Annotated in this window: 23 protein-coding genes; 5 read left to right on the plus strand and 18 right to left on the minus strand. The window is 63.8% G+C overall.

Annotated features, from left to right (window positions below; genetic code table 11):
* Nucleotides 1-320: 320 nt before the first annotated feature.
* The 6 genes from AB5Y54_RS16110 to AB5Y54_RS16135 all read right to left on the minus strand — a co-directional run bounded on the left by AB5Y54_RS16110 (nt 321) and on the right by AB5Y54_RS16135 (nt 5,609).
* Nucleotides 321-536: a YdcH family protein gene (locus AB5Y54_RS16110; RefSeq protein ID WP_005313020.1), complete on the minus strand. Its 216-nt coding sequence runs from the start codon at nt 534-536 to the stop codon at nt 321-323.
* Between the two features lie 276 nt (nt 537-812).
* Nucleotides 813-1,403, minus strand: coding sequence for a hypothetical protein (locus tag AB5Y54_RS16115; protein ID WP_368154008.1), 591 nt, complete (start codon nt 1,401-1,403; stop codon nt 813-815).
* 11 nt (nt 1,404-1,414) lie between these two features.
* Nucleotides 1,415-2,761: an MATE family efflux transporter gene (locus tag AB5Y54_RS16120; RefSeq protein WP_368154009.1), complete on the minus strand. Its 1,347-nt coding sequence runs from the start codon at nt 2,759-2,761 to the stop codon at nt 1,415-1,417.
* A 122-nt stretch (nt 2,762-2,883) separates the two neighbouring features.
* The gene (locus tag AB5Y54_RS16125; RefSeq protein WP_039039857.1) at nt 2,884-4,707 is read right to left on the minus strand and encodes a SulP family inorganic anion transporter; all 1,824 of its coding nucleotides are present in this window, start codon (nt 4,705-4,707) and stop codon (nt 2,884-2,886) included.
* A gap of 70 nt (nt 4,708-4,777) precedes the next feature.
* Entirely contained in the window at nt 4,778-5,362 is a 585-nt protein-coding gene (locus AB5Y54_RS16130) for a nucleotidyltransferase family protein (protein WP_368154010.1), read from the minus strand.
* Nucleotides 5,352-5,609 carry a GNAT family N-acetyltransferase gene (locus tag AB5Y54_RS16135; protein ID WP_041212700.1) on the minus strand — a complete coding sequence of 86 codons (258 nt, stop codon included), beginning with the start codon at nt 5,607-5,609 and terminating at the stop codon, nt 5,352-5,354. The genes AB5Y54_RS16130 and AB5Y54_RS16135 overlap by 11 nt, the downstream gene beginning before the upstream one ends.
* A gap of 154 nt (nt 5,610-5,763) precedes the next feature.
* On the opposite strand from AB5Y54_RS16135, the gene cysM reads away from it, so the two are divergent.
* Nucleotides 5,764-6,654, plus strand: coding sequence for a cysteine synthase CysM (cysM, locus tag AB5Y54_RS16140; RefSeq protein ID WP_039039854.1), 891 nt, complete (start codon nt 5,764-5,766; stop codon nt 6,652-6,654).
* 15 nt (nt 6,655-6,669) lie between these two features.
* On the opposite strand, the gene AB5Y54_RS16145 is transcribed toward cysM, so the two are convergent.
* Genes AB5Y54_RS16145 through AB5Y54_RS16160 form a run of 4 tightly spaced genes read right to left on the minus strand, consistent with a single transcriptional unit; the run spans nt 6,670 to nt 10,417 of the window.
* Entirely contained in the window at nt 6,670-7,854 is a 1,185-nt protein-coding gene (locus AB5Y54_RS16145; protein ID WP_368154011.1) for an iron-containing alcohol dehydrogenase, read from the minus strand.
* A 16-nt stretch (nt 7,855-7,870) separates the two neighbouring features.
* Nucleotides 7,871-8,398 carry a hypothetical protein gene (locus AB5Y54_RS16150; RefSeq protein ID WP_368154012.1) on the minus strand — a complete coding sequence of 176 codons (528 nt, stop codon included), beginning with the start codon at nt 8,396-8,398 and terminating at the stop codon, nt 7,871-7,873.
* Nucleotides 8,388-8,978 (minus strand): TetR/AcrR family transcriptional regulator, encoded by a 591-nt coding sequence (locus tag AB5Y54_RS16155; protein ID WP_010674082.1) that lies wholly within the window; start codon nt 8,976-8,978, stop codon nt 8,388-8,390. The genes AB5Y54_RS16150 and AB5Y54_RS16155 overlap by 11 nt, the downstream gene beginning before the upstream one ends.
* An 8-nt stretch (nt 8,979-8,986) precedes the next feature.
* Nucleotides 8,987-10,417, minus strand: coding sequence for a coniferyl aldehyde dehydrogenase (locus AB5Y54_RS16160; protein WP_368154013.1), 1,431 nt, complete (start codon nt 10,415-10,417; stop codon nt 8,987-8,989).
* Between the two features lie 212 nt (nt 10,418-10,629).
* On the opposite strand from AB5Y54_RS16160, the gene AB5Y54_RS16165 reads away from it, so the two are divergent.
* Nucleotides 10,630-10,923, plus strand: a complete 294-nt coding sequence (locus AB5Y54_RS16165) for a hypothetical protein (protein WP_319859352.1) — start codon at nt 10,630-10,632, stop codon at nt 10,921-10,923.
* 54 nt (nt 10,924-10,977) lie between these two features.
* On the opposite strand, the gene AB5Y54_RS16170 is transcribed toward AB5Y54_RS16165, so the two are convergent.
* The 8 genes from AB5Y54_RS16170 to AB5Y54_RS16205 all read right to left on the minus strand — a co-directional run bounded on the left by AB5Y54_RS16170 (nt 10,978) and on the right by AB5Y54_RS16205 (nt 18,999).
* Nucleotides 10,978-11,427 (minus strand): C40 family peptidase, encoded by a 450-nt coding sequence (locus AB5Y54_RS16170; protein WP_029314241.1) that lies wholly within the window; start codon nt 11,425-11,427, stop codon nt 10,978-10,980.
* A 106-nt stretch (nt 11,428-11,533) separates the two neighbouring features.
* On the minus strand, nt 11,534-12,448 hold the full coding sequence (locus tag AB5Y54_RS16175; protein WP_368154014.1) for a hydrogen peroxide-inducible genes activator: 915 nt from the start codon (nt 12,446-12,448) through the stop codon (nt 11,534-11,536).
* A 298-nt stretch (nt 12,449-12,746) separates the two neighbouring features.
* A complete protein-coding gene (locus AB5Y54_RS16180) occupies nt 12,747-13,712 on the minus strand; it encodes an alpha-L-glutamate ligase-like protein (protein ID WP_010674087.1) in 966 nt (321 codons plus the stop codon).
* Nucleotides 13,713-13,715: 3 nt separating this feature from the next.
* Complete coding sequence (locus tag AB5Y54_RS16185; RefSeq protein WP_010674088.1) at nt 13,716-15,254, minus strand: inactive transglutaminase family protein; 1,539 nt, start codon at nt 15,252-15,254, stop codon at nt 13,716-13,718.
* Nucleotides 15,255-15,257: 3 nt separating this feature from the next.
* Nucleotides 15,258-16,016 (minus strand): ATP-dependent zinc protease, encoded by a 759-nt coding sequence (locus AB5Y54_RS16190; RefSeq protein ID WP_010674089.1) that lies wholly within the window; start codon nt 16,014-16,016, stop codon nt 15,258-15,260.
* An 82-nt stretch (nt 16,017-16,098) separates the two neighbouring features.
* Nucleotides 16,099-17,076 (minus strand): tRNA 5-methoxyuridine(34)/uridine 5-oxyacetic acid(34) synthase CmoB, encoded by a 978-nt coding sequence (cmoB, locus tag AB5Y54_RS16195; RefSeq protein WP_368154015.1) that lies wholly within the window; start codon nt 17,074-17,076, stop codon nt 16,099-16,101.
* 3 nt (nt 17,077-17,079) lie between these two features.
* A complete protein-coding gene (gene cmoA, locus AB5Y54_RS16200; RefSeq protein WP_042882621.1) occupies nt 17,080-17,817 on the minus strand; it encodes a carboxy-S-adenosyl-L-methionine synthase CmoA in 738 nt (245 codons plus the stop codon).
* Between the two features lie 333 nt (nt 17,818-18,150).
* The gene (locus AB5Y54_RS16205; RefSeq protein WP_368154016.1) at nt 18,151-18,999 is read right to left on the minus strand and encodes a DUF72 domain-containing protein; all 849 of its coding nucleotides are present in this window, start codon (nt 18,997-18,999) and stop codon (nt 18,151-18,153) included.
* Between the two features lie 428 nt (nt 19,000-19,427).
* On the opposite strand from AB5Y54_RS16205, the gene aspS reads away from it, so the two are divergent.
* From aspS to AB5Y54_RS16220, 3 genes are all read left to right on the plus strand, one after another.
* Entirely contained in the window at nt 19,428-21,194 is a 1,767-nt protein-coding gene (aspS, locus tag AB5Y54_RS16210) for an aspartate--tRNA ligase (RefSeq protein WP_368154017.1), read from the plus strand.
* 100 nt (nt 21,195-21,294) lie between these two features.
* Nucleotides 21,295-22,035, plus strand: a complete 741-nt coding sequence (locus AB5Y54_RS16215; protein WP_010674094.1) for a YebC/PmpR family DNA-binding transcriptional regulator — start codon at nt 21,295-21,297, stop codon at nt 22,033-22,035.
* A gap of 340 nt (nt 22,036-22,375) precedes the next feature.
* A complete protein-coding gene (locus tag AB5Y54_RS16220) occupies nt 22,376-24,001 on the plus strand; it encodes a phosphoethanolamine transferase (protein ID WP_119196815.1) in 1,626 nt (541 codons plus the stop codon).
* The last annotated feature ends 34 nt before the right edge of the window (nt 24,002-24,035 follow it).

Below are 24,035 nucleotides of genomic sequence, written 5' to 3' on the forward strand. Positions count from 1 at the left end.
TTCAAGGCATTTACGGGAGAAAAGATCGGCTCAAACTGAAAAAATGAAATGACTGAGTCAGCCGAGAAGAATTTCCCCGCTTATTCGCACCTTCCTTAGGAAAAATAGAGTTAGGGAGAGTATGACTAATGAATGACAACGAAATAATGAAACGTGGATGGTAATTATCTATACAGTTTTCCAGAGTCATATCGATTTTAACCTGCGATTCGCAGGATCTATAGATTCCTACACTACATCGTCGTAAAAGCGCAATAAAAAGCCCGGCGTCGGGCCGGGCTGGCAGGATAAGTTGCTTATCCAGGTATTCGTCGAGGCGTCTAGTGTGGATGTTGTTTGAGGATGTCGTATATCTCCTCTTTCAGTTTAAGTTTCTGTTTTTTCAGATCCTTCACCTCGGAGCTGTAGTCGCTGGCGTGGTGTTTCTCCAGCTTTCTGATCTCCGCATCCAGGTCGTTGTGCAAGTCAAACTTCTTCTGGAAATGGACATCACTGCTCTTCAGTTTCGAGATGAGATCTCTGTACTCCGGAAACATGTAATGAAGCCTCCTTGTTGTCGTTTGATTGTGCCTGCAAGACCAAAGTACCCCTTACTGCCGGGGAGAAACGTGATCCCGATCCAATTCGGGGCCACGGAATTGCTGCATGGGAAGGGCGATTTTTAACTATTTGAATTACAAGATGATTGCCTGCTGACCCAGGGACCGCAGAGGAAAGAAGCGGGATCCGCTTCACATTCGGGAGAGGGGGTCTGCAACGGGGCGGGCAACAGAAAGGGGCGCGAGGCCCCTGACTGGAAACGGGTGAGCCGTTTACTCTTTTTTCTTTTTCTTCTCGGGCAGGGGCTTGCCGTCTCTGGCAATCACCTTGCCTGCCTCGAAACCGATCTGCGCCGCCAGCTCTTCCAGATCCGGCGCCTTGGCTTCGTTGCCGATGGCGTACTGGTAGTTGGCGATGGAGATCTTCTCCGCCACCGGTGTGCCCGGGACGATGGGTTCGCGCCAGCCCTGACCGATGTGGGCCACCAGGGTGCCGTTCATGATGAGCTCGCCGACGATCTCCTGGGTGGGGATGCCCTTGCCGTAGGTGAGGCCCTGCGGGTGCTTCTTGCCGACCAGAGGCTCTTGGCTTGCGGGCATCAGCTTGGTGCGGATCAGCCACTTGGGCGATTTGGTCTTGCCCACCACCTTGCCGGTCTGGTACTCGTTGATCTTGATGGTCTTGATCATCTGGGCCGTGAACTCCTTGGTCAGGGCCTTCTGGGCTTCGCTGGTCTCGTCGATGACGATGGGGGCCACATACCAGGTCTGGGGAGCCTGCGCCTTGGGGGTCGCCGGGGCGGTTTGCGCCATGGCGAGCGGGCTGAGCAGGATGGCCGTCAACAAGAGTCCGATTTTCTTCATGGTGATTCCGCTTATGTTTCGACAAGAATTTTGTTTTGCCAGCGACGACTGCGCCAGCGCCAGAACATGGCCAGACCGCGCACCCACTCGTCGCAGGCGAGGGCCAGCCAGATGCCTACCAGGCCATAGCCCTGCATGATACCAAGGAAATAGGCCAGGGGAACGGCAATGCCCCACATGGAGACGAGCGCCATGTAGAGCGGGAAACGGGCATCCCCGGTGGCGCGCAGGGCGTTGATCACCACCAGATTGAAGGTGCGACCGGGTTCGAGGATGAGGCTGATGAGGAAGAGCTGCGCCACCTGGGTGATGATGTCGGCGTCGTCGGTGAACAGGCTGATGATGGCGCGGCCGTTGAGGGCGGCGGCGATGGCGATGGCGGCGGTGACGATGAGGCCGAGTTTCAGGCTCTTCATCAGTTGGCGATAGGCCTGATCGAAGCGTCGGGCCCCCGCCAGGTGGCCGATGATGATCTCGTTGCCAAGGCCGATGGAGAGGCCGAACAGCAGGATGAACAGGCAGATCTGGAAGAAGTAGGACTGGGTCGCCAGCGCCTTGTCGCCGAGCAGGCCGACGAAGGCAGTCACCACCATGAACTGCAGCATCCAGGAGAGGTTCTCCCCCGCCGCCGGCAGGCCGATGTGCAGCACCTTGCCCAGCATGGCGCGGCTCGGCCGGACGATCTCCGGCAGCCGCAGCCGGATGCCGGTCTTGCGCGCCACCAGCCACACCAGCAGCACCACCCCGACGATGCGCCCCGCCACAGTGCTGATGGCGACCCCGGCGACCCCGAGCTGGGGCAGGCCGAACCAGCCATAGAGCAGCAGCAGGTTGCCGACGAAGGTGATGAGGTTGACGATGAGGGTCACGTACATGGCCTGGCGGGTGTGGCCGTGGGCACGCAGGGTGGCGGCCAGGCAGAGGGCCGCCGCCTCCGGCAGCAGGCAAAGCCCGATGATCTGCAGGTAGAGGCTGCCGTCGCTCATCAGGTGGGCAGGCAGGTTCATCAGCGCCAGCATGGTGCCGGCCCCCGCCATGACGCCGATCGCGGCCACCAGTCCCACCAGCAGGTTGAAGCCGATGGCGGTGTGGATGACGACGCGGGCTTTTTCCTTGTCTCCCGCCCCCAGATACTGGGTGATCACCACGCTGGTGCCGATGCTGACGAAGCTGAACAGGGTGATGGCGAGATCGAAGACCTGGTTGCCCACCGCGAGGGCCGCCACCCCCTGATAGGAGACGTGGCCCACCATGAAGGTGTTGAGGGCCCCGGTCAGAAAGTGAAGGGCCAGATCGATGAACAGTGGCCAGGTCAGGGCGAAGAGGGAGCCCGGGCCCGCGTGGGATTGAGTCTGCATGGGATATCCAGGTGCTGGCGATGGCCCTCGTCAGGGCCAACTGGAGGGGCATTTAACACCAAGCGGGGGCGGGGTGCAATCCTGGTCGCAGGAGGAGGGGACCTGCGACCAGGGGATGTGTCTCAGACCGGCGTGGCGCCGGCCTCCTGCTCGCTGGGGCGGGTGAGGCGCGCCGAGTCGGGCAGGTCGTCATCGTGCGGCCAGCGGGTGAGCAGGGCATCCGTGGTGCTCTCCACCCCCTCGTCGTCCCGGAACACCGGCTCCCGGTAGCAGCGGGTCATGCGCAGGGCCTGGTACATGTCGGGGCAGAGGATGATGCCATCCTCGCCGACCCGGATCCCCGCCTGTTTGAACCACTGGCTCATCTGGCCGTGCCGACCGGCCATCACCATGTGGATGCCGCGCCGCTTGAGCTCCTTGTGCAGCTCTCCCACCATGCTCATGACGCTGATGTCCTGATGGGTGAAGCAGGCCACCGCATCCACCACCAGGCACCTGGGATTGTGGGGATCCTGCACCAGGAGCGCCAGTACCCGCCGCTTGAAGTAGGGGGCGTTGAAGTAGGTGAGCGGGGAGTTGAAGCGGTAGACCAGGATGCCGGGAATCGCCTTGGCCTGCTCGTTGTCCCCCAGGGTGCGCACCACGCCCTCGTCGTCCATGCCGAGCAGCTGGTCGGTGGGGCGCATCACGTTGCGCAGGAACTGGAACAGCCCCAGCAGGACCGCGAGGGTGATGCCCGGAATGACCCCCATGGTGAGCACGCTGACAAAGGTCACCAGGGCGAGCCAGAAGGCGGCGCGGTCCGAGTCGCGCAGAGCCCAGAGGCCGCGAAAATCCGTCAGCGACAGGGAGGCCATCACCAGCACCACGCCGAGGGCGGCGGTGGGAATGTATTGCAGCGGCGCCGTCAGGTAGAAGGTGACCAGGGCGATGACGGCGGCGGCGATGATGGAGACCAGCTGGCTCTTGCCGCCGTTGGCGTCGTTGACTGCGGTACGCGAATCCGCCCCGCTGATGGCAAACCCCTGGGAGGCGGCGGCGGCCAGGTTCGCCATGCCGAGGGCCCTAAACTCCTTGTCCGCATCAATCTCGTAGCCATTCTTGGCGGCGAAGCTGCGGGCGGTGAGCATCATGGAGACGAAGCTCACCATGGCGAGGTTGAGGGCGGGCAGCACCAGCTCACGGATAAGCCCGGGGGGAAAGTCCGGCATCTGGAAGGCGGGCAGCCCCGAGCCGATGGTCCCCAGGGTGGCGATGTCGACACGGCCGAGATTGAACAGCCACACCAGGGCCGCCGTCACCACCATGGCCACCATGGAGGAGGGCCAGGCCGGTCTGTAGCGCTTGGCCAGCAGCAGGGTGAGTAGGGCCGTCAGGCTCATGGCCAGGGTGGGCAGATGGGTCTGGGTAATGTAGCTGGTGCCGTTCAGGATCCGCTCTATCAGGTAGCGCTCGCTGAAGGTGAAGCCGAAGATCTTGGAGAGCTGGCCCACCATGATGGTGATGGCCACCCCGTTGAGCAGCCCCATCAGGATGGGGCGGGAGAGAAAGTCTGCCAGCACCCCCAGCTTGAAGCGGCTGGCGATGAGGCACCAGAAGCCGGTCATGGCAGTCATGGTCATCACCAGTTGCCAGTGACGGGTGGGATCCCCGGCGGCGAGCGGCGTTACCACGGCGGCGATCACCGCGCAGGTGGCAGCATCCGGACCGACGATGAGCTGACGGGAGGTGCCAAAGAGGGCATACACCACCATGGGCAGGATGCAGGAGTAGAGGCCGACGATGGCGCCCACCCCGGCGAGCTCCGAATAGGCGATGGCCACGGGCAGGGCCACGGCCGCGACCGAGAGACCAGCGCGAAGATCCGGCATCAGCCAGGCCCGCTGGTATTGCAGCAAGGCGGCGAGCCCCGGCAGCCAGCGCTCGAGAGAGAAGAAGTCGCGCATTATTTAACCCATTGAGTTACAAACATCTTTTTCTTAGTGTGCCCAAGGTTGTCGACCCTTTGCAATCCGCTCATGGCCAGTTCACCACAAGGTCAGGCCAGATGCGTTGCCACTCCTTGGCTCTGACCCGTTCGCTAAAGATACGCCTCTCCTGGCGACAGCGCGGATTGGGGCTCACCACCAGGGACCAGTTGGGGGCAAAGCCGTAGGGGGCCAGCCACTCGAACGCATCATCTGCCAACAGGCGGACTCCGATGCAGGTGGGTATCTCCACCCAGTGGCTGAGGGCCGAGAGCGAGCTGGCAAAAGGAGGCACCTGCTGGCGCAGATGCATGCGGGCCTGGTTACGCACCTCCCACAACTGGCCTGGCATCCTGGCGGCGAGCCAGGCTTCGTGATCGGCCTCCTTCAATCCAGTCGGATCAGCGCTGTCCAGATAGATAAGATCGATGTCGTTGAGCGGGGTGGGTTCGGCCTTGTGATGGAGGTGATCCCAGATGAGGTTGCGCACAAACCCCGCCCCCAGGGCCCAGTCGGGCAGAGCCAGCTCCCGCGCAGCCCGGAGGCAATCCATGCGCGGGTGATCGGCCCGCAGCAGGGCCTCGGTGCAGGCCCGCAGGTGTGCCTCCTGCAGCGCCGCGGCTTCAACCGGCATTGCGGCGCAACCAGACGTCGATGTAGCTGCAGCTCGGCACTATGGTGAGCCCCTCAGAGAGGGTCCAGTCGTAGAAGCGGCGGGCCAGCTTGTCGGCAATCCCCTGTCCGCGCAGCTCGGGGGGAACCTGGGTGCTGTAGGCGTCCACCGTGGTGGCGTCCAGCCGGCGATAGGCAAGGCGGGAGAGCTTGCCGTCCACGGTGCAGACAAACTGCTGCTGATCGGCCTGGTGAAGGATGTCGCTCATCGGGAGTCCTCTCTGGGTGAATGGGAAGATCAGAACATGGCGGACAGGGTTTGCCAACGCCATTCTTTGCGCCCATGGCGGGCTCGCTTACACTGGCCGGCCTGCGAATGGTCGCAAGGCAAGGTATAGAACATTGAGAGAGGATGGATCCGTCATGGCCTTCGCCACCCTGGACGAGCTGATAGGCAACACCCCGTTGCTGGCGCTGCGCCGCATCAATCCGCACCCCGGCGTCACCCTGCTGGTGAAGCTGGAGGGCAACAATCCCGCCGGCTCCGTCAAGGACAGGGCGGCGCTGAACCTCATCAGGCAGGCAGAGGCGAGTGGTCACTTAGCGCCAGGAGCCCGGCTCATCGAGGCCACCTCCGGCAATACCGGCATCGCGCTGGCCATGGTGGCGGCGTCCCGGGGTTACCGGATGCGACTCATCATGCCGAGCAACATGAGCCAGGAGCGGCGCGACGCCATGCAGGCCTACGGCGCCGAGCTGGTGCTGGTGGAAGAGGGCATGGAAGCGGCGCGAGACCTCGCCCTGGCCATGCAGGCGCGGGGGGAGGGGCTGGTGCTCGATCAGTTCAACAACCCCGCCAACCCGGATGCCCACTACCGCTCCACCGGCCCCGAGATCTGGCGCCAGAGCGGCGGGGCGGTCACTCACTTCGTCTCGGCCATGGGCACCACGGGCACCATCATGGGGGTCTCCCGCTACCTCAAGGAGCAGAACCCGGCGGTGGCGGTGATCGGCCTGCAACCGGCCGAGGGGAGCCAGATCCCCGGCATTCGCCGCTGGCCCGAGGCCTACCGGCCCGCCATCTTCGAGCCTGCGCGGGTCGATGGGGTGCTGGATGTGACGCTGGAAGAGTCCCTCGTCATGATGCGCCGCCTGGCGCGGGAGGAGGGGATCTGCTGCGGTGTCAGCTCGGGTGGCGCGGTGGCCGGGGCCTTGCGGGTGGCGGCGGAGATCGGGCAGGGGGTGGTGGTGGCGATCATCTGCGATCGGGGGGATCGCTATCTCTCCACCGGGGTCTTCACCCCCGATGTCTGACGGGCAAGGGGCCCGTTACTCCCAGGCCCGCTCCAGCAGGGCCAGCAACTGTTCCCTGTCCGCATCCTTGCGGTTGTAGAGCAGGGCGCCGTCGTTGATGGCGAGATCCCGGATCCCGGGCAGCAGCGCCTTGTCGGTGAGGCCCGCCTCCCGCAGGGTGCGGGGCAGCTTGACCGTCTGCCACAGGGTATCGCGCAGTGCCTGCAACGCCTCGATGGTGGCCTGGGGTCTCCCCTCGGCCGGGGTCGCGGCAAAGCGCTCCGGACCCACCAGGGGCAGCAGCAGGCGGGCCAGCTCGGGGTCGATGCCGGGCCGGTTGTAGTCGAGCACGGTGGGCAGGAAGAGGTTCATACAGAGGCCATGGGGCAGGTGGCAGCGCGCCCCCAGACTGTGGCCAAGAGCGTGCACCAGCCCCACCATGGAGTTGGAAAACGCCATGCCCGCCAGGGTGGAGCCCTCCGCCAGTTGCAGCCGCAGACCCTTGTCTGTCGGGTGGGCCAGCACCCTGGGCAGGGCGGTGGCAATCTTCTCCACCGCCATCAGGGCCAGGGCGTCACTGACCGGGTTCTTGCCGTTGCCGATGAAGGCCTCGATGGCGTGGGTCATGGCATCCATGGCGGTGGCGGCGGTGATGGGCAGCGGCAGCCCCAGGGTGAGGCGGGGATCCAGCACCGCCAGCCGGGGCAGCAGGAAGGGGGAGGTGAAGGGCACCTTGCGCCCGCTCCCTTCGTCCTTGATCACCGCCACCAGGGTCACTTCGGAGCCGGTCCCCGCCGTGGTGGGGACCACCGCCAGGGGGTTGAGGGGATGGGTCAGGCAATCCGCTCCGGCATAATCGAGCAGCCGCTCGCCCCCCAGGGTCGCCAGTATGTTCACCGCCTTGGCGGTGTCGATGACGGAGCCGCCGCCAAGGGCGAGCAGGCTGTCACAGCCCAGCTCCCGGTAGTGGCGGGCGATCCGCTCCACCACGGCGGTGGAGGAGTCCGCCGGGATCTCGTCCCAGATGGCGGCGACCGGCAAGGCCCCTTCGGCCATCACATCGGCCAGCAGGGTGGCGAGCCCGCTGCCGCTGACCCCCTTGTCGGTGAGCAGCAGCGGGCGGCCAGCCCCCAATCCCCTCAAGGCATCCGGCAACTGCTCCAGTGCCTGCTCCCCCGCCATCAGCTTGACCGGGCAGAAAAAATCGTAATAACGGCTCATCCCGTTCTCCTCGTGTTCAACCGGTCAGAAGACCCAGATAGATGTGGCAGGCCCGCGCGAGCTTGCGATGCGGGTCCGGGTAGTGGCGAAGCAGGGGCCGCGCGATGAAGGCGGGCAGGATGAGGCTCTGCAACTGCTCAAGCGCTCGCACCAGGTGCATGGCCGCGCCGAGATCCCCCTCCACCAGCAGCCGGTTTTCGCAAAAGGCCTGGTTGATGCCGAGGCGAAAACTGAGGGCGCGAAAGGCGACGGCGGGGTGCTTGAAGCGCACCCGCAGGGGGTGGGGGCCGTCATGGGCACAGGTCGAATGCGCCCTGCCAGCCTCCTCACCGCAGTGCCAGCGCCCCGCGAACTTGTAGAGACTCAGCCCCCGGGTCATGCCGTTTACCTCGAGCCTGATGGTGAGGCCATCCGGCAGGGGGGCAAGCTCGCGGCGCACCGCCTCGTCGACCCGGGCGGCGCGGCACAGGGTGCGGCCGATGATCCAGAGCAGGCTGCCAATCCAGAGGCACCTGCCGGTGGCAAGCAGGGCGTCAGGGCGCATGGGAACCTCCGCTGATGGCGGACCAGAAGAGGGTGAAGGCGCTCTCCTGCCAGTGGGGGTCTTCTCCCAGTTCAGGCTGATCGACAAAGAGGGAGGCGCAGGCCAGAAACTGGCCCTGGCACACCTCCAGCATCAGGGCCGGCGGGGCCGACATCAGCTCGCCGCTGGCCTGGCCCCGGGCGAGCAGGCTCGGCAGAAAATGCAGGGTCTCCGCCAGGATCTGGCTGCGCAGGGGGCGGGCCAGCAGGGGGGAGTGGAAAAAGCCCAGCACGAACCTGAGCTCACGGGGGTGAGCCTGCATCCAGCCCATGGCCTGGTGCCAGTAGTGGCGGGCCTGCTCCTGGAGCGGCAGGGCGGCATCGGCCTCGGTGATGGCGGCGCCAAGGCGCAGCTTGATGTCCTGGTAGAGGCTCTGGATCAGCACCTCCTTGCTGGGAAAGTGATGAAACAGGGTGCCATTGGCCACCCCGGCCGCCTTGGCGATGCGGGCGGTGGCGGCGCCCTGCAGGCCATCCTCCGCGCACAGGGCCAGGGCGGCATCCAGGATCTGGCGGCGTTTGTCGGTCATGGTTTCTCGCATCTCGCCTCCTAGCGCAGGAACAGGGCCATCATCAGCCGCTGGTACCAGCGCCGATAGGGGGGGTGAATGAGGGAGCCTGTGCTGAAGCGCCCGCGGCGCAGCACGGTCTTGGCCTTGGAGAAGGTGAGAAACCCCTCGCGGCCGTGATAGTGGCCCATGCCGGAGGGACCGATGCCGCCGAAGGGGGCATCGTCCGCCGCCACCTGGAACAGGCTCTCGTTGATGGCCATGCCCCCGGCGTGGGTCTCCCGGATGAGGCGGCGCTGCAGCGTCTCGTCCAGGCTCATCAGATAGAGCGCCAGGGGGCGGGGCCGGGCCGCCACATAGACCAGGGCCTCCTCGATGTCGTCATAGGGCACCAGGGGCAGCAGGGGGCCGAAGATCTCCTGCTGCATCACCTGGCAGTGGCCGGGCACCTCGGTCAGCAGGTGGGGCACCAGCTTGCGGGTGGCGTCATCCCGGGCGGGCGTGACGCAGGGGTGGAGCTGGGCGCCGGCCTGCCTCGCCTCCTCCAGCCAGGCGGTGAGCCGCTCGTACTGGGGGGCGTTGATGATGGCGCCATAATCCGGGCTCTCGATCCCCTGGGGGTAGAGGCGGCGAAAATGGGCCTGATAGGCCTCGATGAAGGCCTGCTCCTGCCCCCTCGGCAGCAGCACGTAGTCGGGGGCCACGCAGATCTGGCCGGCGTTGAGGCTCTTGCCGAAGATCATCCGCTCCACCGCCAGGGCCAGGGGCATGTCGGGGGCGATGAGACAGGGGCTCTTGCCGCCGAGCTCCAGGGTGAGGGGGGTGAGCTGGGGGGCGGCCGCGGCCATCACCAGCCGACCCACCGCCGTGGAGCCGGTGAAGATGAGATGGTCGAAGGGGAGGGCGCTGAAAGCGGCCGCGATCCCCGCATCCCCCTCGATGACCACCACCTCGTCACCGCCGAGGGCCTCATCGAGCAGGGTGCGCAGCACGGCGTTGGTGTTAGGGGTGAACTCGGAGAGCTTGATCATGGCGCGGTTGCCGGCGGCGAGGGCGCCGATGAGGGGCCCGAGGCTCAGCATCACCGGGAAATTCCAGGGCACCATGATGCCGACCACGCCGAGGGGCTGATAGTGCACCTCGACCCTGGCGGGGGCCAGCAGCAGGCCGGAATGACGGCGCTCCGGTTTCATCCACCCCTTGAGCCGTTTCAGGGTGTAGTTGATCTGCATGACGCAGGGGAGCACATCGGCGATCAGGCTGTCGTAATCGCTGCGCTGGCCGTAGTCCCGGGCCAGGGCCTGACACAGTGCCTGCTTGTGGCGCAGCAGCCCCTGCTTGAGGGCATCAAGTCTGGCGAGGCGGGACGCCAGATCCGGCATGGGGGTGGCCTGGCTGGCCTGCCTGAGCCGATGCAGTTGCTCGGAGAGGGAGAACTTGTCCGGTGAGGCGGGGGTGACGGTGGTGTCCATGGCATGCTCCGCACGAAAAGTGACCGACTGATTAGTCGGTCCAAATCTAGCGATTCGTTGCCGACTTGTAAACCGGGCGAGGGCAGAGGGTGGCTGCCAGTGGGCAGCGTTGTCCGGAACTGTGTCCGGGCTCCCATTTTTGAGGCATCCGGATTGGTCTTATATCTAATAAGGGGTAATTGTGAGTCACCAACTCGGAGGGAGAACCGCACATGACCAGGGAATTGCATAGCCTGCTGGCCCGGCTGGATGACGTGATCGCGCGCATGCCGGACAGTTTCAATACCTATGAGTTTGCCCAGAAGCTGGCGCTGCAACATCAGCAGGAGTATTTCGCCGCAGGCCACTCCCTGGCGGGCCAGGAGAAGAACCTGCTGCGCCTGCTCCACGAGAAGATTGCCCTGGCGCTGGCGAGCCATGAGGGCGTCATCGAGGGGGCCCTGCTGCCCTGCCTGACCCCCTGGGGAGAGCGCGCCACCTCGCCCCGCTGGCACCGCAAGCACTGACCCGGCAACAACATGAAAAGGCCCCTCGGGGCCTTTTCATGTTGGGGGTCGCACCTACTGGACCAGCCTGCGGGCCTGCCAGTAGCGGCTGTTCCAGTAGACGTTGTCGAGGCGCGAGCGGATCACACCCTTGCTGGTGGAGGCGTGGATGAACTCACCTGCCCCGGTGTAGACCCCGACGTGGTACTGCTGCCAGCCGGTCTTGAAGAAGACCAGGTCCCCGTGCTGGAGACGGTATCTGTCCACCGGGCGGCCGAGGCTCGCCTGGGATTCCGTGGTGCGGGGCAGGGTGAAGCCCAGCACCTGGCTGTAGGCGAGCTGGGTGAAGGCGGAGCAGTCGAGACCGGCGCGGCTGGTACCGCCCATGCGATAGGGCACGCCGCGCCACTGCTGATAGAAGTTGTCGAATGCGCCGCTCTGGCGCACGGGAGGGGGAGGCTCCGGCGTGCTGGAGCAGGCGGCGAGAAGCAGGGCCAGCAGGGGCAGCAGCAAGGTGCGAAACATCTCAACTCCTTGATAGGGCACGGGGTTCATCATAGACGATGATCCTGCCTGGAACCTGAATGACAACGGCATTGACGAGTGGCCGCCTGTGGGGGCAGCCACTGGATCACCCCGCCGGTTTGGGGGTAATGAGCGGCGTCAGCAGCTCGGCAATCTTGTAGAAGGTCTGCACCCGCGTGGTGCTGGGGCGCCACACCAGGCCTATCTCCCGATAGGATTTCTCCCCGGGCAGGGGGATGGCCACCAGGTCCGTGTTGTCGAGGATGCCCGCATCTATGGCCATCTGGGGCAGGAAGGTGGTGCCAAGACCGGCCCCCACCATCTGCACCAGGGTGTGCAGACTGGTGGCGGCGAACGGGTTGATCTTGCTCTTGTCCCGCAGCCGGCAGGCGCTTACCGCGTGCTCCGTCAGGCAGTGCTCCCGCTCCAGCAGGAAGATGCTCTGGTTGGGCAGCTCCTTGTAGTCGAACGGCATGTGCAGGCCCGCAGCCATGTGGGAGGGCATCACCATGTGGAAGGGATCCTGGCCGACGGTCTTGCTGTGGAAGCCGCCGATCTCCACCGGCAGCGCCAGGATCAGCAGATCGAGCTGCCCTTGCTCCAGCTGCTTGAGCAGATTGGTGGTGGTGTCTTCCCGCAGCAGCAGCTCCAGATCCGGATAGGCCTTGCCGCACACCTGCAGCAGCTTGCTCAGCAGGAAGGGGGCGATGGTGGGGATGCAGCCCAGGCGCACCGTGCCGTGCATGACGCCCCCCTGCTGCTGTCCCAGCTCCATCAGATCCCGGGCGTCGGAGAGCAGGTTGCGCGCCCGCGCCACGATTTCCATGCCGACCGGCGTCATGATGAAGCTCTTGTGATCCCGCTCCACCAGTTGCAGGTTCATCATGTCCTCCAGGGTCTGGATCCCGGTACTCAGGGTCGACTGGCTGACATGGCAGGCCTTGGCGGCGCGGTTGAAATTCTTGTGCTCGTCCAGAGCGACCAGATACTGGAGCTGCTTCAGGCTGGGCCAACGTTGCATAGGAGAAACCCGATCGATGCTATCTATTTGATTTGATTAATCTACCATCGAGAAGCCCCGTTGTCGCCGACAAATCGGTGCCCCCTGGCAGGCGCACTGCCTCACGCACATGGGGTGGCCTGCTCCGATGGGCAGGCCACCCCTCATTGGTCAGGAGCTTATCCCCTTGTACCGCGTCATTGAAGGGGCGCCGCCATGGGATGTGACGGGGATCGGCCTTCCGGCGGGGCGCCTTGCGAGCAGGAGCGGCCATAAAAAAACGCGCCGGTGGGCGCGTTTTTGCAGAAGGGGGGGCGGACTATTCGTCGAAGATACCGAAGTGATCCTTGGCGAAGTTGACCCGCTGCTCCACGTTCATCTTGACCTGACCCAGCTTCTCGATGGTCTTGAGGTTGGGCACCAGGCCGCGACCGTTGGCGATCTGGATGGCAAGGCCCGGACGGGCGTTGAGCTCCAGCAGCATGGGGCCGCGGAACTTGTCCAGCACCATGTCGGTCCCGATGTAGCCAAGACCGGACATCTCGTAGCAGGAGGCCGCCAGGTTGAGCAGGGTGTCCCAGTGGGGCACCTTCAGATCATAGAGATCCAGGCCGGTGTCCGGGTGGTGGCGCAGCGGGTTGCCAAACTGCACCGCCCGCAGGGCGCGGCCGGTGCGCAGGCACAGGCCCACCCCCACGGCGCCCTGGTGCAGGTTCGCCTTGCCATCGGAAGCCGAGGTCGAGAGGCGCATCATGGCCATCACCGGGAACCCCTTGAAGATGATCACCCGGGCATCGGGGACCCCTTCGAAGGAGTAGCCGTCGAACACGTCGTCGAAGTTGATGAGGCCTTCGACCAGCGCCACGTCGGGTTTGCCGCCGAGGGAATAGAGCCCCGCCAGGATGTTGGAGACATGGCGCTCCAGATCCTGGCCGTTGGCGGCGCTGCCGTTGGGCTTGTAGAAGAGGCCGTCCTCCTGGCGCAGGATCACCAGGATCCCCTTGCCGCCGGAGCCGCGGGCCGGCTTGATGCAGAAGCCCGGCCAGTCCTTCACCAGCGCGGTGATGCGAGTCACGTCGTGCTGCTCGCGGATGGTGCCGATGAGTTCAGGCACCGTCACCCCCGCATCCAGCGCGATGCGCTTGGTCTTGAGCTTGTCATCCACCAGCGGATAGAGGCGGCGCGGGTTGTAGCGGCTGATGTAGGAGTGGTTGCGCTTGTTCATGCCGAGGATGCCTGCCTGGGACAGGCTCCACGGACTGGTGTATTTCTGCCAGAACCACATCTGTTACTTGTCCTTACCCGGGGTGGCACCAGACTTCATCTCGTCCACCAGCGGCTTGAAGCGCTTGAGCTCGCTCAGCTTGTAGCCGGTGTAGTTACCCATCAACAGCACGGTCGCCATCAGCACCAGCTGCAGGCCGAGGAAGTTGAAGGTGAGGTGACGAATGAGCTCGTTGTCCATGGCCAGGTAGGCGATGACCGCCACCAGCAGGGAGCCGCCGCCCTGGCGGAACACCTCTTTGGGACCCTCTTCTTCCCACAGGATGGACATGCGCTCGATGGTCCAGGAGAGGATGATCATCGGGAAGAAGGTGATCTTCATGCCGTCGGTCAGCCCCAGCTTGAAGGCGAACGCCGAGAAGATGCCGATCATCGAGATCACCATGATGATGATCGCCGATATTCGGGCGACCAGCAGCAGGTTCAGCCTCGAGAGGTAGGAGCGGATCACCAGGCCGGTGCCGACGATCAGCAGGAAGCCGATGAGGCCGGTGACCAGCGAGGTCTGGATGAAGGCGACCGCGATCAGCACCGGCATGAAGGTGCCGGAGGTCTTGATCCCCACGATGACCCGCAGAAACACCACCATCAGCACGCCGATGGGGATGAGCAGCAGACCCTTGAACAGGGCTTGCTCTTCCAGGGGCAGGCTGTGGATGGAGAAGTTCATCATCTCGGATTTTTCGAACTTCTGGGCCAGGGCCACGTTGACCGGTTGCTCCTGCTCGATCATCGAGAAGGTGACGCGGGAGTTGTGACCGCCGGTGACGTCCAGGAGGGCGCCGGAGTTGTACTCCCACAGCAGCAGGTTGGCCGGTTGACCCTGTTCACCGCTTTGCGGGTTGAACAGCTTGTAGTCGGTCGGGCTGTTGAAGACCTGCAGGTAATCCACCAGCTCCTGACGGCGACGGCCATCTTCCAGGCTGAGGGCGTGAACCACCCGGGCCGGGACGTCCGCGTTGTTGAGCAGCTCGGCAATCAGATTGGCGCGGCTCTTGTGGGACTTGAGCAGCTCGGCATTCTGTTCCTGCTTCTCGATCTCCTTGATGATCTCGCGGGTCAGGGTGTAGCCGTCGGCGGAGCGCTCCTGGGCGCGCTCCAGGATCTGCTTCATGGCCGTGGCGTAGGGCTCGCTCTCGATCTGCTTCTCGATGGCGGGCGGCTGCGGGTTGGCGGCGGGCTTGGCATGGGCATCGGCCATCATGTCGACCCGGTAGTAGAGCTCCTGACGGCCGGAGGCGGTGCGGATGGACCACTCGGCGCGGGCATCCCCGTCTTTTTCCACGAACGACAGGCCATAGCCCGGGCTCGCGGCGTTCTCGTTCATCAGGGTGAAGCCGGGCTGGGTGCCCGGAATGGCCAGGGAGGCGATGACCGGCTCGCCGGTGGCCTCGAACTCGAGTTTGGCTTCGATGGACCAGATCTGGCGCTTTTCACCCGGCGTGAGCGGGACGTCCAGCGCGATGTGATGATAGAAGGTCATCCCCAGGCCGACGATGTAGAGCAGGGCGACCAGCAGATAGAACGGCTTACGGGAAACCATGGATTATTTCACATCCTTGAGCTTGGGTTTGGGTTGGATATATTCGCGGGCCACGTCGACCACGGCGATGTCTTTGAGGAATTCACGGCCCAGCAGCACGGGGAAGGTCATGTCGCTGCGGTCCTTCAGGGTAAATTCGGCCTTCTCGGTCATGTCGCCGATGCGTACCGCGAGGCGCACCACCGGACGGCGGTCGAGGTCGTCGGCGGAGGCCTGACGGACCCGCACGTGACGCACCAGGGGCGCTTCAATCTGGATCTTGTCGTCCATCTCCTGATGACTCAGGAAGAAGCGCACCCAGTTCTTGCCGTTGCGCTCGAAGATGGTGATCTCCTGGGCGCTGATGGAGGAGGTGGTGGCGCCGGTGTCGACCCGGGCCTGGAAGGCGTCGTTGGCGGCGTCAACCCAGATCCACTCCGCTTCACCCACCAGCAGCTTGCCATCGACGGTGTGGCCCTGGCTCGGCGCCGGGCACTTCTCGGTGGGAATGGGCATGGCCTTGGGCGGCTCGGGAGGCAGGGTAGCCAGCTTGCTGTCGACTTTCTTCACGGACTCTTTCATGTTGGTGACATCGGTGTTGAGCTGAACCAGCAGGTGCTGTTGCTGCACATACTGCTTCTGTTGCTGTTCCATGGATGTTTGCAGACGTTGCTCGCTCAACGAGATCTCGTTGCGCAGCTCGGCCAGCGTCAGGGTCGGGGCCGGGGGGGCTTTTTCCATACTGACACACCCGCCGAGACTGAGCAGGGAGAGCAGGGTCATTCCTTTTAATTTGCTTTTCATGTCATTCATTTAACTGTGCTTCCTGGAATTGGGTCAGTGTAACTTCCACAGCCGCCATCGGCTAGTCTTTGGCCTTTCTGGCGATCAGTACGGCACGTTTGGGTGCCGGGTATCCTTCGACCGTGAGTGCAGGATTGTGTGGATCCAGATAGTCACTCAGGGACTCGTTAATCATCCAGTCGGTACGACGCTGTTCGTCGGTGCTGGTCATATTCTCGTCGACGATGCGCACATCGGTGAACCCGCAGCGCTCGACCCAGCGTGTGAGGGCCGCGCTCGAGGGGAGGAACCAGACGTTGCGCATCTTGCCGTAGCGATCGGAGGGCATCAGCACCTGGTTTTCGTCGCCGTCCACCACCAGGGTTTCGAGCACCAGCTCCCCATCGTCTTTGAGCTGGTTGCGCAATTGCTCGATGTGCTCGATGGGGGACTTGCGATGATAGAGCACCCCCATGGAGAAGACGGTGTCAAAGGCCCGCAGCTCCGGCAGCTCCTGGATACCGAGCGGCAGCAGGTGGGCGCGCTGGTCGTTGTCCATGAAGTGGCGAATGGCTTCGAACTGGCAGAGGAACAGCGGGCTCGGGTCGATGCCGACCGCCAGTTTCGCCCCTTCCCCCACCATGCGCCAGAGGTGGTAGCCGCTGCCGCAGCCCACGTCCAGCACGTAGCGGCCCTGGAGCGGGCTGATGTGGGGCAGCACCCGATCCCACTTCCAGTCGGAGCGCCACTCGGTGTCGATGTGGATGCCGTGCACATGGAAGGGGCCCTTGCGCCAGGGCATGAGCTGGCGCAACAGGTTCTCGGTCTTCTTGCGCTCACCCTCTCCCAGGCTATCGGAGCCGCCGATGGCGACCCGCTCTTTGAGCTCGATCCGGCCGGGGGCCACGACAGGTAGCTTGGCGAGGGCGCGGTTCCAGCGCGGCAGATCCCCGTGCAGGTTGTCGTGCTGCCAGGCGTGCAGCTGGGCGGGCAGGGTGTGCAGCCAGTGGCTCAACCGGTTCTTAGCGATCAGTTGATAAAAATGGGCGAAATCGATCATGGCTTAGTTGGTGTCGCTGGCTTTGATGGCAATCATGGAGCCGAAGTTGAAGCACTGGAACCAGAGGTCCAGGTGGGTGAAGCCGGCGTCCCGCAGGCGCGCCTGATGGACCGCCAGGGTGTCGGTGCGCATCACGTTCTCAAGGGCGGTGCGCTTCTGGCTGATTTCCAGCTCGCTGTAGCCGTTGGCCCGCTTGAAGTCGAGGTGCAAGTCGATGAGCAGCTCGTTGACCTGCTCGTCATCGAAGCGGAACTTCTCGCTCAGGATGAGGATGCCGCCGGGGCGCAGGCCGTCAAAGATGCGCGCGATGAGGGCGGCCCGCTTCTCGGGGGCGACGAACTGCAGGGTGAAGTTGAGCACCACCACGGAGGCGTTCTCGATGGGGATGTCGCAGATGTCCGCCTCCACCAGATCTACCGGTACCTCGGACTTGAAGCCCGAGAGGTGAGCGCGGGCCCGCTCGATCATGGGGTGGGAGAGATCCACCGCCGTGATCTGGCAGCCGGGCTGGGTGACGTGGCGGCGCATGGCCTGGGTCGCGGCGCCGAGGGAGCAGCCGAGATCGTAGAGGCGGCTCTGGGGCTGGGCGTAGCGAGCGGCCATCATGCCGATGGCGGAGATGATGTTGCTGTAACCGGGCACCGAGCGCTGGATCATGTCGGGGAAGACGTCGACGACCTGCTCGTCAAAGCAGAAGTCTCCCAGACGGGCGATGGGGGCGGCAAAAATCTGATCGTGCATGCTGACGCAACCTGACAGCCGGTGTGGTGGGCGGCTGTTTTATTCAATTGAATCTTGGGTGGACGGGCATCGAAATGGCGTCGTCACCGGTTGACGAACGGGGTGGCTTGCTCCGGGATCCTTCGGGCTGCCCCTGTTCGCAACGGGCCATGGTCCGGGCCCTCAGGGTGCCGAGCTGGGGTGGGCAACGCATTGCCATGCACCCAGGCCCGGGACCTTACTTGGGGCGCTAGTGTAGAGGAAAGGCGGGCGTTTGTCTTGACGCCAACCCCGGTGGGACCACAAAAAAAGCGGCTTTTTTTGGGGACGGAGAAGGGGCGGGGAGGGGGGCGCTCAAAAGGGCAGCACCCCCTGGCGGGCGCGATCGTTTTCTCCCGGCCAGGGGGCCATCTCCTGGCCGAGCAGGCGGCTGATCTGCCGTGCGAGTTCGGGGGCCCGGGCATTGTCGGCGGTGTGGACAAAGAGGTAGAGATCCTTGCCCTCCTGGAGCCATTGTTTCCAATGTGGCAACCATGGTGGCAAAAATGGGTTATTGTCCTCGATTTGAGGCAAACCAATCAGGCGCACCACCGGGGCACCCCCTGTGGCCAGCAGATGGACCGGCAACCTGGGTTTCTTGCCCTGGGCATCGATCATGGCGGCCGTGGTGGCGGGCACCGAGAAGAGCGGGCGGCTGTCGAGCATGATGCGATTGATGCCCCGCGCCATCAGCATCCGGTTGAGGGCCCGTTCCGCCTCCCCCTTGGCGAAGAAATCGGGGTGGCGCACCTCGAGGGCATAGGTGAAATCCTGGGGCAGCCGCGCGAAGAAGGCATCCAGACGGGCCAGCCCCTCTGGCCCGAAGCGGGCGGGCAGTTGCAGCTTGAGCAGCCCCAGCTTGTCATGCAGGGGGGCCAGCAGGCGGATGAAGGTCGTCACCTGTTTGTCCGCGCTCACCAGATCGCTCTGGTGGCTGATCTCCTTGGGAAACTTGAAGCTGAAGCGAAAGTGGTCGGGGACCGCATCGGCCCAGCGCTGCACCGTCTCCGGGGTCGGTGAGGCGTAGAAGGTGGTGTTGCCCTCCACGGAGTTGAACACCCTGGCATAGTCGGCGAGGTGCTCGGCGGGCCTGGCATTCATCCCCAGCAACTGGCCGGGCCAGGCCGTGTGTGACCACTGGGGCAGGCCCAAATAGAGGCTCATGATGGTTCCTGTCGGCAGGTTGGCGCACTTTTGCCCTCCTTTTTGCGCCAGAACAACAAAAAACAGGGTAAAGGGGGCTGCGGGCCATTTTACCCAAATGGAGGTTTTCCTCTATAATGCCAACCCTTTTGTTTGCCACATTGTCGTAATGCGCGCGACCGAGCCCCCGGGTGACGATGATCGCGGCCCGGCAGTGGCCAGACAACGACGCCAGCCGATACCCCGGCGCCCACTCGTCATCCCGGTCGGGATCGGGGGCATGCCTGGGGCAGCGGCAAGAATCCGGCTCGGGGAGCCGGATGACCCGAGACAGATTTCAAACCGGGCAAGAAGCAGGATCTGGCCAGCTGTGAGACAGACGGTGCTTGCCAGTCGTGCCCGGCGACCCAGGATGAACCGTCTCTCTACCATTTCGAAGGAAGAAGTCCATGCGCTCTATCTATTGCGGACAGGTCAATGAGGCCCATGCTGGGCAGACCATTACATTGTGCGGTTGGGTCCATCGTCGTCGTGATCTCGGCGGCCTCATCTTTATCGACATGCGCGATCGCGAGGGCATCGTGCAGGTGTTCTTCGATCCGGACAAGCCGGACGCCTTTGCCCTGGCCTCCGAGCTGCGCGGCGAGTTCTGCATCCAGGTGACCGGTGTGGTGCGTACCCGCCCCGACTCCCAGCGCAACAGCGACATGGCCACCGGTGCCATCGAGGTGTTCGCCCACGAGCTGACCATCATCAACCGTGCCGAGCCGCTGCCCCTTGACTTCAACCAGGTCAACAGCGAAGAGGTGAGCCTCAAGTACCGCTACCTGGACCTGCGTCGTCCCGAGATGGCCAAGTACCTGAAGACCCGTGCCAAGGCCAGTGCCTTCGTGCGCCGCTTCATGGACGAGCACGGCTTCCTCGACATCGAGACCCCGATGCTGACCAAGGCGACCCCGGAAGGGGCCCGTGACTACCTGGTGCCGAGCCGCGTGCACAAGGGCAAGTTCTACGCCCTGCCGCAGTCCCCCCAGCTGTTCAAGCAGTTGCTGATGATGTCCGGGTTCGATCGCTACTACCAGATCGTCAAGTGCTTCCGCGACGAAGACCTGCGTGCCGACCGCCAGCCGGAATTCACCCAGATCGACGTGGAGACCTCCTTCATGACCGCGCCCCAGGTGCGTGAAATCATGGAAGAGATGATCCGCAAGCTCTGGCTGCACATCCTGAACGTGGACCTGGGTGACTTCCCCATCATGACCTTCGACGAGGCCATGCGCCGCTTCGGCTCCGACAAGCCGGACCTGCGTTTGCCCATGGAGCTGGTCGATGTGGCAGATCTCTTGACCGAGGTGGAATTCGCCGTGTTCGCCGGCCCGGCCAAGGATCCGAAAGGCCGTGTGGCGGCCCTGAAGGTACCGGGCGGCGCCGAGCTGTCTCGCAAGCAGATCGACGAGTACACCAAGTTCGTCGGCATCTACGGTGCCAAGGGCCTGGCCTGGATGAAGGTCAACGACGCCGGGAGCGGCCTCGAAGGGGTGCAGTCCCCGGTGGCCAAGTTCCTCTCTGACGCCATCGTGCGCGAGATCCTGGCCCGCACCGGCGCGATGGACGGCGACATCATCTTCTTCGGCGCCGACTCCAAGAAAGTGGTGTGCGACGCCATGGGCGCCCTGCGCCTGAAGGTGGGCCGCGATCTGGGCCTGGTGGAGAACGTCTGGAAGCCCCTGTGGGTCATCGACTTCCCCATGTTCGAGGAAGATGGCGAAGGCGGCCTGGCGGCCATGCACCACCCCTTCACCGCCCCGAGCAACCTGGGCCCGGCCGAGCTGAAAGCGAACCCGGTGGGCGCTTACGCCAACGCCTACGACATGGTGATCAACGGCTACGAAGTGGGTGGCGGTTCTGTGCGTATCCACAACAGCGAGATGCAGTCCACCGTGTTCGACATCCTGGGGATCACCCCGGACGAGCAGCGCCTGAAGTTCGGCTTCCTGCTGGATGCCCTGAAATACGGCACCCCGCCCCACGCCGGCCTGGCCTTCGGTCTGGACCGCCTCAGCATGCTGCTGACCGGCACCGACAACATCCGGGATGTCATCGCCTTCCCGAAAACCACAGCGGCCGCCTGTCTGATGACAGACGCCCCGAGCTTTGCCAACCCGGCCCAACTGGGCGAGCTGGCGGTTGCGACCACCGTCAAGGGTGACGAATAAGCCGTTATCGGCAACAAAGGCCGCAGCGATGCGGCCTTTCCCGTTTCCCCCTGGTCGATACCAGTGTTACTGAAATTTCCAACTATAACGGAGAGTCCCTATGGCAGGTCACAGTAAATGGGCCAACATCAAACACCGCAAGGCGGCGCAAGACGCCAAGCGCGGCAAGATCTTCACCAAGCTGATCCGCGAAATCACCACCTCCGCGCGTCTGGGTGATGCCGATCCTGCCAACAACCCGCGCCTGCGTGCGGCGGTGGCGGCAGCCCTGACCAGCAACATGACCCGTGACACCATCAACCGTGCCATCGCCCGTGGGGCCGGCGGCGGTGACGGCGAGCAGCTCGAGACCATCGTGTACGAAGGGTACGGCCCGGCCGGTTCCGCCGTCATGGTGGAGTGCCTGACCGACAACCGCAACCGTACCGTGGCCGAAGTGCGTCACGCCTTCAGCAAGTGCGGCGGCAACCTGGGGACCGACGGCTCCGTGGCCTATCTGTTCACCAAGAAGGGGGTGCTGACCTTCGTGGGCGCCGATGAAGACGCCCTGATGGACGCCGCCCTGGAAGCCGGTGCCGACGACGTGGTAACCGAAGAAGATGGCACCATCGAGGTCTACACCACCCCGAACGACTTCGGCACCGTGCTGGACGGTCTGGAAGCTGCCGGCTTCAAGCCCGAGAGCGCCGAAGTGACCATGATCCCCTCCACCGAGGCGGAACTGGATGCCGAGACCGCGCCCAAGCTGATGCGCCTCATCGACATGCTGGAAGATCTGGACGACGTGCAGGAGGTGTACCACAACGGCTCCATCTCCGACGAGATCGCCGCGACCCTGTGATCCCTCAGGGCAAAGGGGAGGGCGACCACAACGGTCCTCTTCCCCGGCTCCGACGAGATTGCCGCGACCCTGTTCAGGTTCGCGAACACACAGGTGCGACACCTTGTTCACCTTCGCAAAAACGGCAGCCCGGGCTGCCGTTTTTTTATGTGCCAGACCGCGCACCTCCCCTTGTGGTTCGATTTCTTCTCTTAATGTTCGCTTAAGTTTGCCGTCCTAGGATGACCCCGTATCTGGACCTCCCTGGCTCATGTCCTGTTTTTCAGGGCCGAGTGTCGGGATGGTCACCACGAAGCCTGCTGGCAGGTTGTTAGTTCCACTGGTTTGTCGGAGTCTCTCTATGCGTCTCACTCTGGGAGTGATGAAGGTCAATCTGTTGCTGGTGCTGCTGTTTGCACTGGTCTTCAACTGGCCCATTTTCCTGCACTTTTATCGCATTCTCAGCGCCCTTGAACACGTCAAGGCGGGGTTTGTCCTCTCCATTCCCCTGGTACTGGTGGCGGCCCTCAACGCGGTGTTCCTGCCCTTTACTTTCCGTTATCTGCTCAAGCCCTTCTTCGCCTTGCTCATCATGACCGGCTCCCTCGTCAGCTACGCCATGCTCAAGTACGGGGTGATCTTCGACATGGGCATGATGCAGAACATCATCGAGACCAACAGCGGGGAGGCGGGCTCCTACCTCAACGGTTCCGTGGTGCTCTGGTTCCTGCTGACCGGCCTGTTGCCGGTGCTGGTCCTGTTGTGGGTGAAGATTGAGTATCCCCGTCCCTGGTACAAGGGGCTGGGTCTGCGCCTCGGTTCCATCGCGCTCTCCTTGCTGTTTCTGATGGGGGCTGCCGCCCTCTATTACCAGGATTACGCCTCGGTCGGGCGCAACAACAAGTCCCTCGGCAAGGAGATAGTGCCCGCCAACTATGTGCACGGGCTCTACAAGTACGCCCGGGATGTGGTCTTCGCCACTCCCATTCCCTACCAGCAGATCGGCACCGATGCCAGGGTGATCGGCCAGCACGAGAAGCCGACCCTGATGTTCCTGGTGGTGGGGGAGACGGCTCGCAGCCAGAACTACTCCCTCAACGGCTACAAGAAGGAGACCAACGGCTTCACCGAGAAGGAGGCCAATATGGTCTCGTTCAGGAACGTGCGCTCCTGCGGCACCGCTACTGCGCTCTCCGTGCCCTGCATGTTCTCGAACATGACCCGGCGCGGCTATGACGAGGCCAGGGCCCAGTCCCAGGACGGCTTGCTGGACGTGCTGCAACATGCCGGGATCTCGGTGCTCTGGAAGGAAAACGACGGCGGCTGCAAGGGGGTGTGCAAAAACGTCCCCACCATCGAGATTGAGCCCAAGGCATTCCCCGCATACTGCTCCGGCAATGCCTGTCATGACGAGGTGCTGTTGCAGGGGCTGGATCAGCAGATCGCTGACATGCAGGGCAAGCAGGGCAGCAAGCTGGTGGCCTTCCACCTGATGGGCAGCCACGGTCCGACCTACTATCGCCGCTACCCGGCCGCCGATCGCGTCTTCCTGCCGGACTGCCCGCGCAGCGACATCGAGAACTGCAGCAACGAAGAGCTGGTGAACACCTATGACAACACCATCCGCTACACCGACAAGGTGCTGGCCCAGCTCATCGACAAGCTCAAGAGCCTGGAGAGCCAGTACAACGTGGGGCTGGTCTATCTGTCGGATCACGGCGAATCCCTCGGCGCCATGGGGCTCTATCTGCACGGCACCCCCTACAAGTTCGCACCGGACGATCAGACCCGGGTGCCGCTCCTGACCTGGTTCTCTCCCCAGTTGCAGGCAGACCGTCAGCTCAATCTGGATTGCCTGCAACAGGAGGCAGCCAGCAAGCGCTTCTCCCACGACAACCTGTTCCACTCCATGCTCGGTATCATGGACGTGCAGACCCAGGTCTATGACGGCAAGCTGGATCTGTTCAAACCGTGCCGGGCGGGGTGAACCGGCGAAAACAGACCATAAAAAAACGGCAGCC

It is taken from the genome of Aeromonas sp. s9 (assembly GCF_040907765.1).
Lineage (GTDB): Bacteria > Pseudomonadota > Gammaproteobacteria > Enterobacterales > Aeromonadaceae > Aeromonas > Aeromonas caviae.

Bases quoted from the DNA above. Each gene is read 5' to 3' on its own strand.
- AB5Y54_RS16110 (WP_005313020.1), bottom strand. From the start codon at position 536: ATGTTTCCGGAGTACAGAGATCTCATCTCGAAACTGAAGAGCAGTGAT.
- AB5Y54_RS16115 (WP_368154008.1), bottom strand. From the start codon at position 1,403: ATGAAGAAAATCGGACTCTTGTTGACGGCCATCCTGCTCAGCCCGCTC.
- AB5Y54_RS16120 (WP_368154009.1), bottom strand. From the start codon at position 2,761: ATGCAGACTCAATCCCACGCGGGCCCGGGCTCCCTCTTCGCCCTGACC.
- AB5Y54_RS16125 (WP_039039857.1), bottom strand. From the start codon at position 4,707: ATGCGCGACTTCTTCTCTCTCGAGCGCTGGCTGCCGGGGCTCGCCGCC.
- AB5Y54_RS16130 (WP_368154010.1), bottom strand. From the start codon at position 5,362: ATGCCGGTTGAAGCCGCGGCGCTGCAGGAGGCACACCTGCGGGCCTGC.
- AB5Y54_RS16135 (WP_041212700.1), bottom strand. From the start codon at position 5,609: ATGAGCGACATCCTTCACCAGGCCGATCAGCAGCAGTTTGTCTGCACC.
- cysM (WP_039039854.1), top strand. From the start codon at position 5,764: ATGGCCTTCGCCACCCTGGACGAGCTGATAGGCAACACCCCGTTGCTG.
- AB5Y54_RS16145 (WP_368154011.1), bottom strand. From the start codon at position 7,854: ATGAGCCGTTATTACGATTTTTTCTGCCCGGTCAAGCTGATGGCGGGG.
- AB5Y54_RS16150 (WP_368154012.1), bottom strand. From the start codon at position 8,398: ATGCGCCCTGACGCCCTGCTTGCCACCGGCAGGTGCCTCTGGATTGGC.
- AB5Y54_RS16155 (WP_010674082.1), bottom strand. From the start codon at position 8,978: ATGCGAGAAACCATGACCGACAAACGCCGCCAGATCCTGGATGCCGCC.
- AB5Y54_RS16160 (WP_368154013.1), bottom strand. From the start codon at position 10,417: ATGGACACCACCGTCACCCCCGCCTCACCGGACAAGTTCTCCCTCTCC.
- AB5Y54_RS16165 (WP_319859352.1), top strand. From the start codon at position 10,630: ATGACCAGGGAATTGCATAGCCTGCTGGCCCGGCTGGATGACGTGATC.
- AB5Y54_RS16170 (WP_029314241.1), bottom strand. From the start codon at position 11,427: ATGTTTCGCACCTTGCTGCTGCCCCTGCTGGCCCTGCTTCTCGCCGCC.
- AB5Y54_RS16175 (WP_368154014.1), bottom strand. From the start codon at position 12,448: ATGCAACGTTGGCCCAGCCTGAAGCAGCTCCAGTATCTGGTCGCTCTG.
- AB5Y54_RS16180 (WP_010674087.1), bottom strand. From the start codon at position 13,712: ATGTGGTTCTGGCAGAAATACACCAGTCCGTGGAGCCTGTCCCAGGCA.
- AB5Y54_RS16185 (WP_010674088.1), bottom strand. From the start codon at position 15,254: ATGGTTTCCCGTAAGCCGTTCTATCTGCTGGTCGCCCTGCTCTACATC.
- AB5Y54_RS16190 (WP_010674089.1), bottom strand. From the start codon at position 16,016: ATGACCCTGCTCTCCCTGCTCAGTCTCGGCGGGTGTGTCAGTATGGAA.
- cmoB (WP_368154015.1), bottom strand. From the start codon at position 17,076: ATGATCGATTTCGCCCATTTTTATCAACTGATCGCTAAGAACCGGTTG.
- cmoA (WP_042882621.1), bottom strand. From the start codon at position 17,817: ATGCACGATCAGATTTTTGCCGCCCCCATCGCCCGTCTGGGAGACTTC.
- AB5Y54_RS16205 (WP_368154016.1), bottom strand. From the start codon at position 18,999: ATGAGCCTCTATTTGGGCCTGCCCCAGTGGTCACACACGGCCTGGCCC.
- aspS (WP_368154017.1), top strand. From the start codon at position 19,428: ATGCGCTCTATCTATTGCGGACAGGTCAATGAGGCCCATGCTGGGCAG.
- AB5Y54_RS16215 (WP_010674094.1), top strand. From the start codon at position 21,295: ATGGCAGGTCACAGTAAATGGGCCAACATCAAACACCGCAAGGCGGCG.
- AB5Y54_RS16220 (WP_119196815.1), top strand. From the start codon at position 22,376: ATGCGTCTCACTCTGGGAGTGATGAAGGTCAATCTGTTGCTGGTGCTG.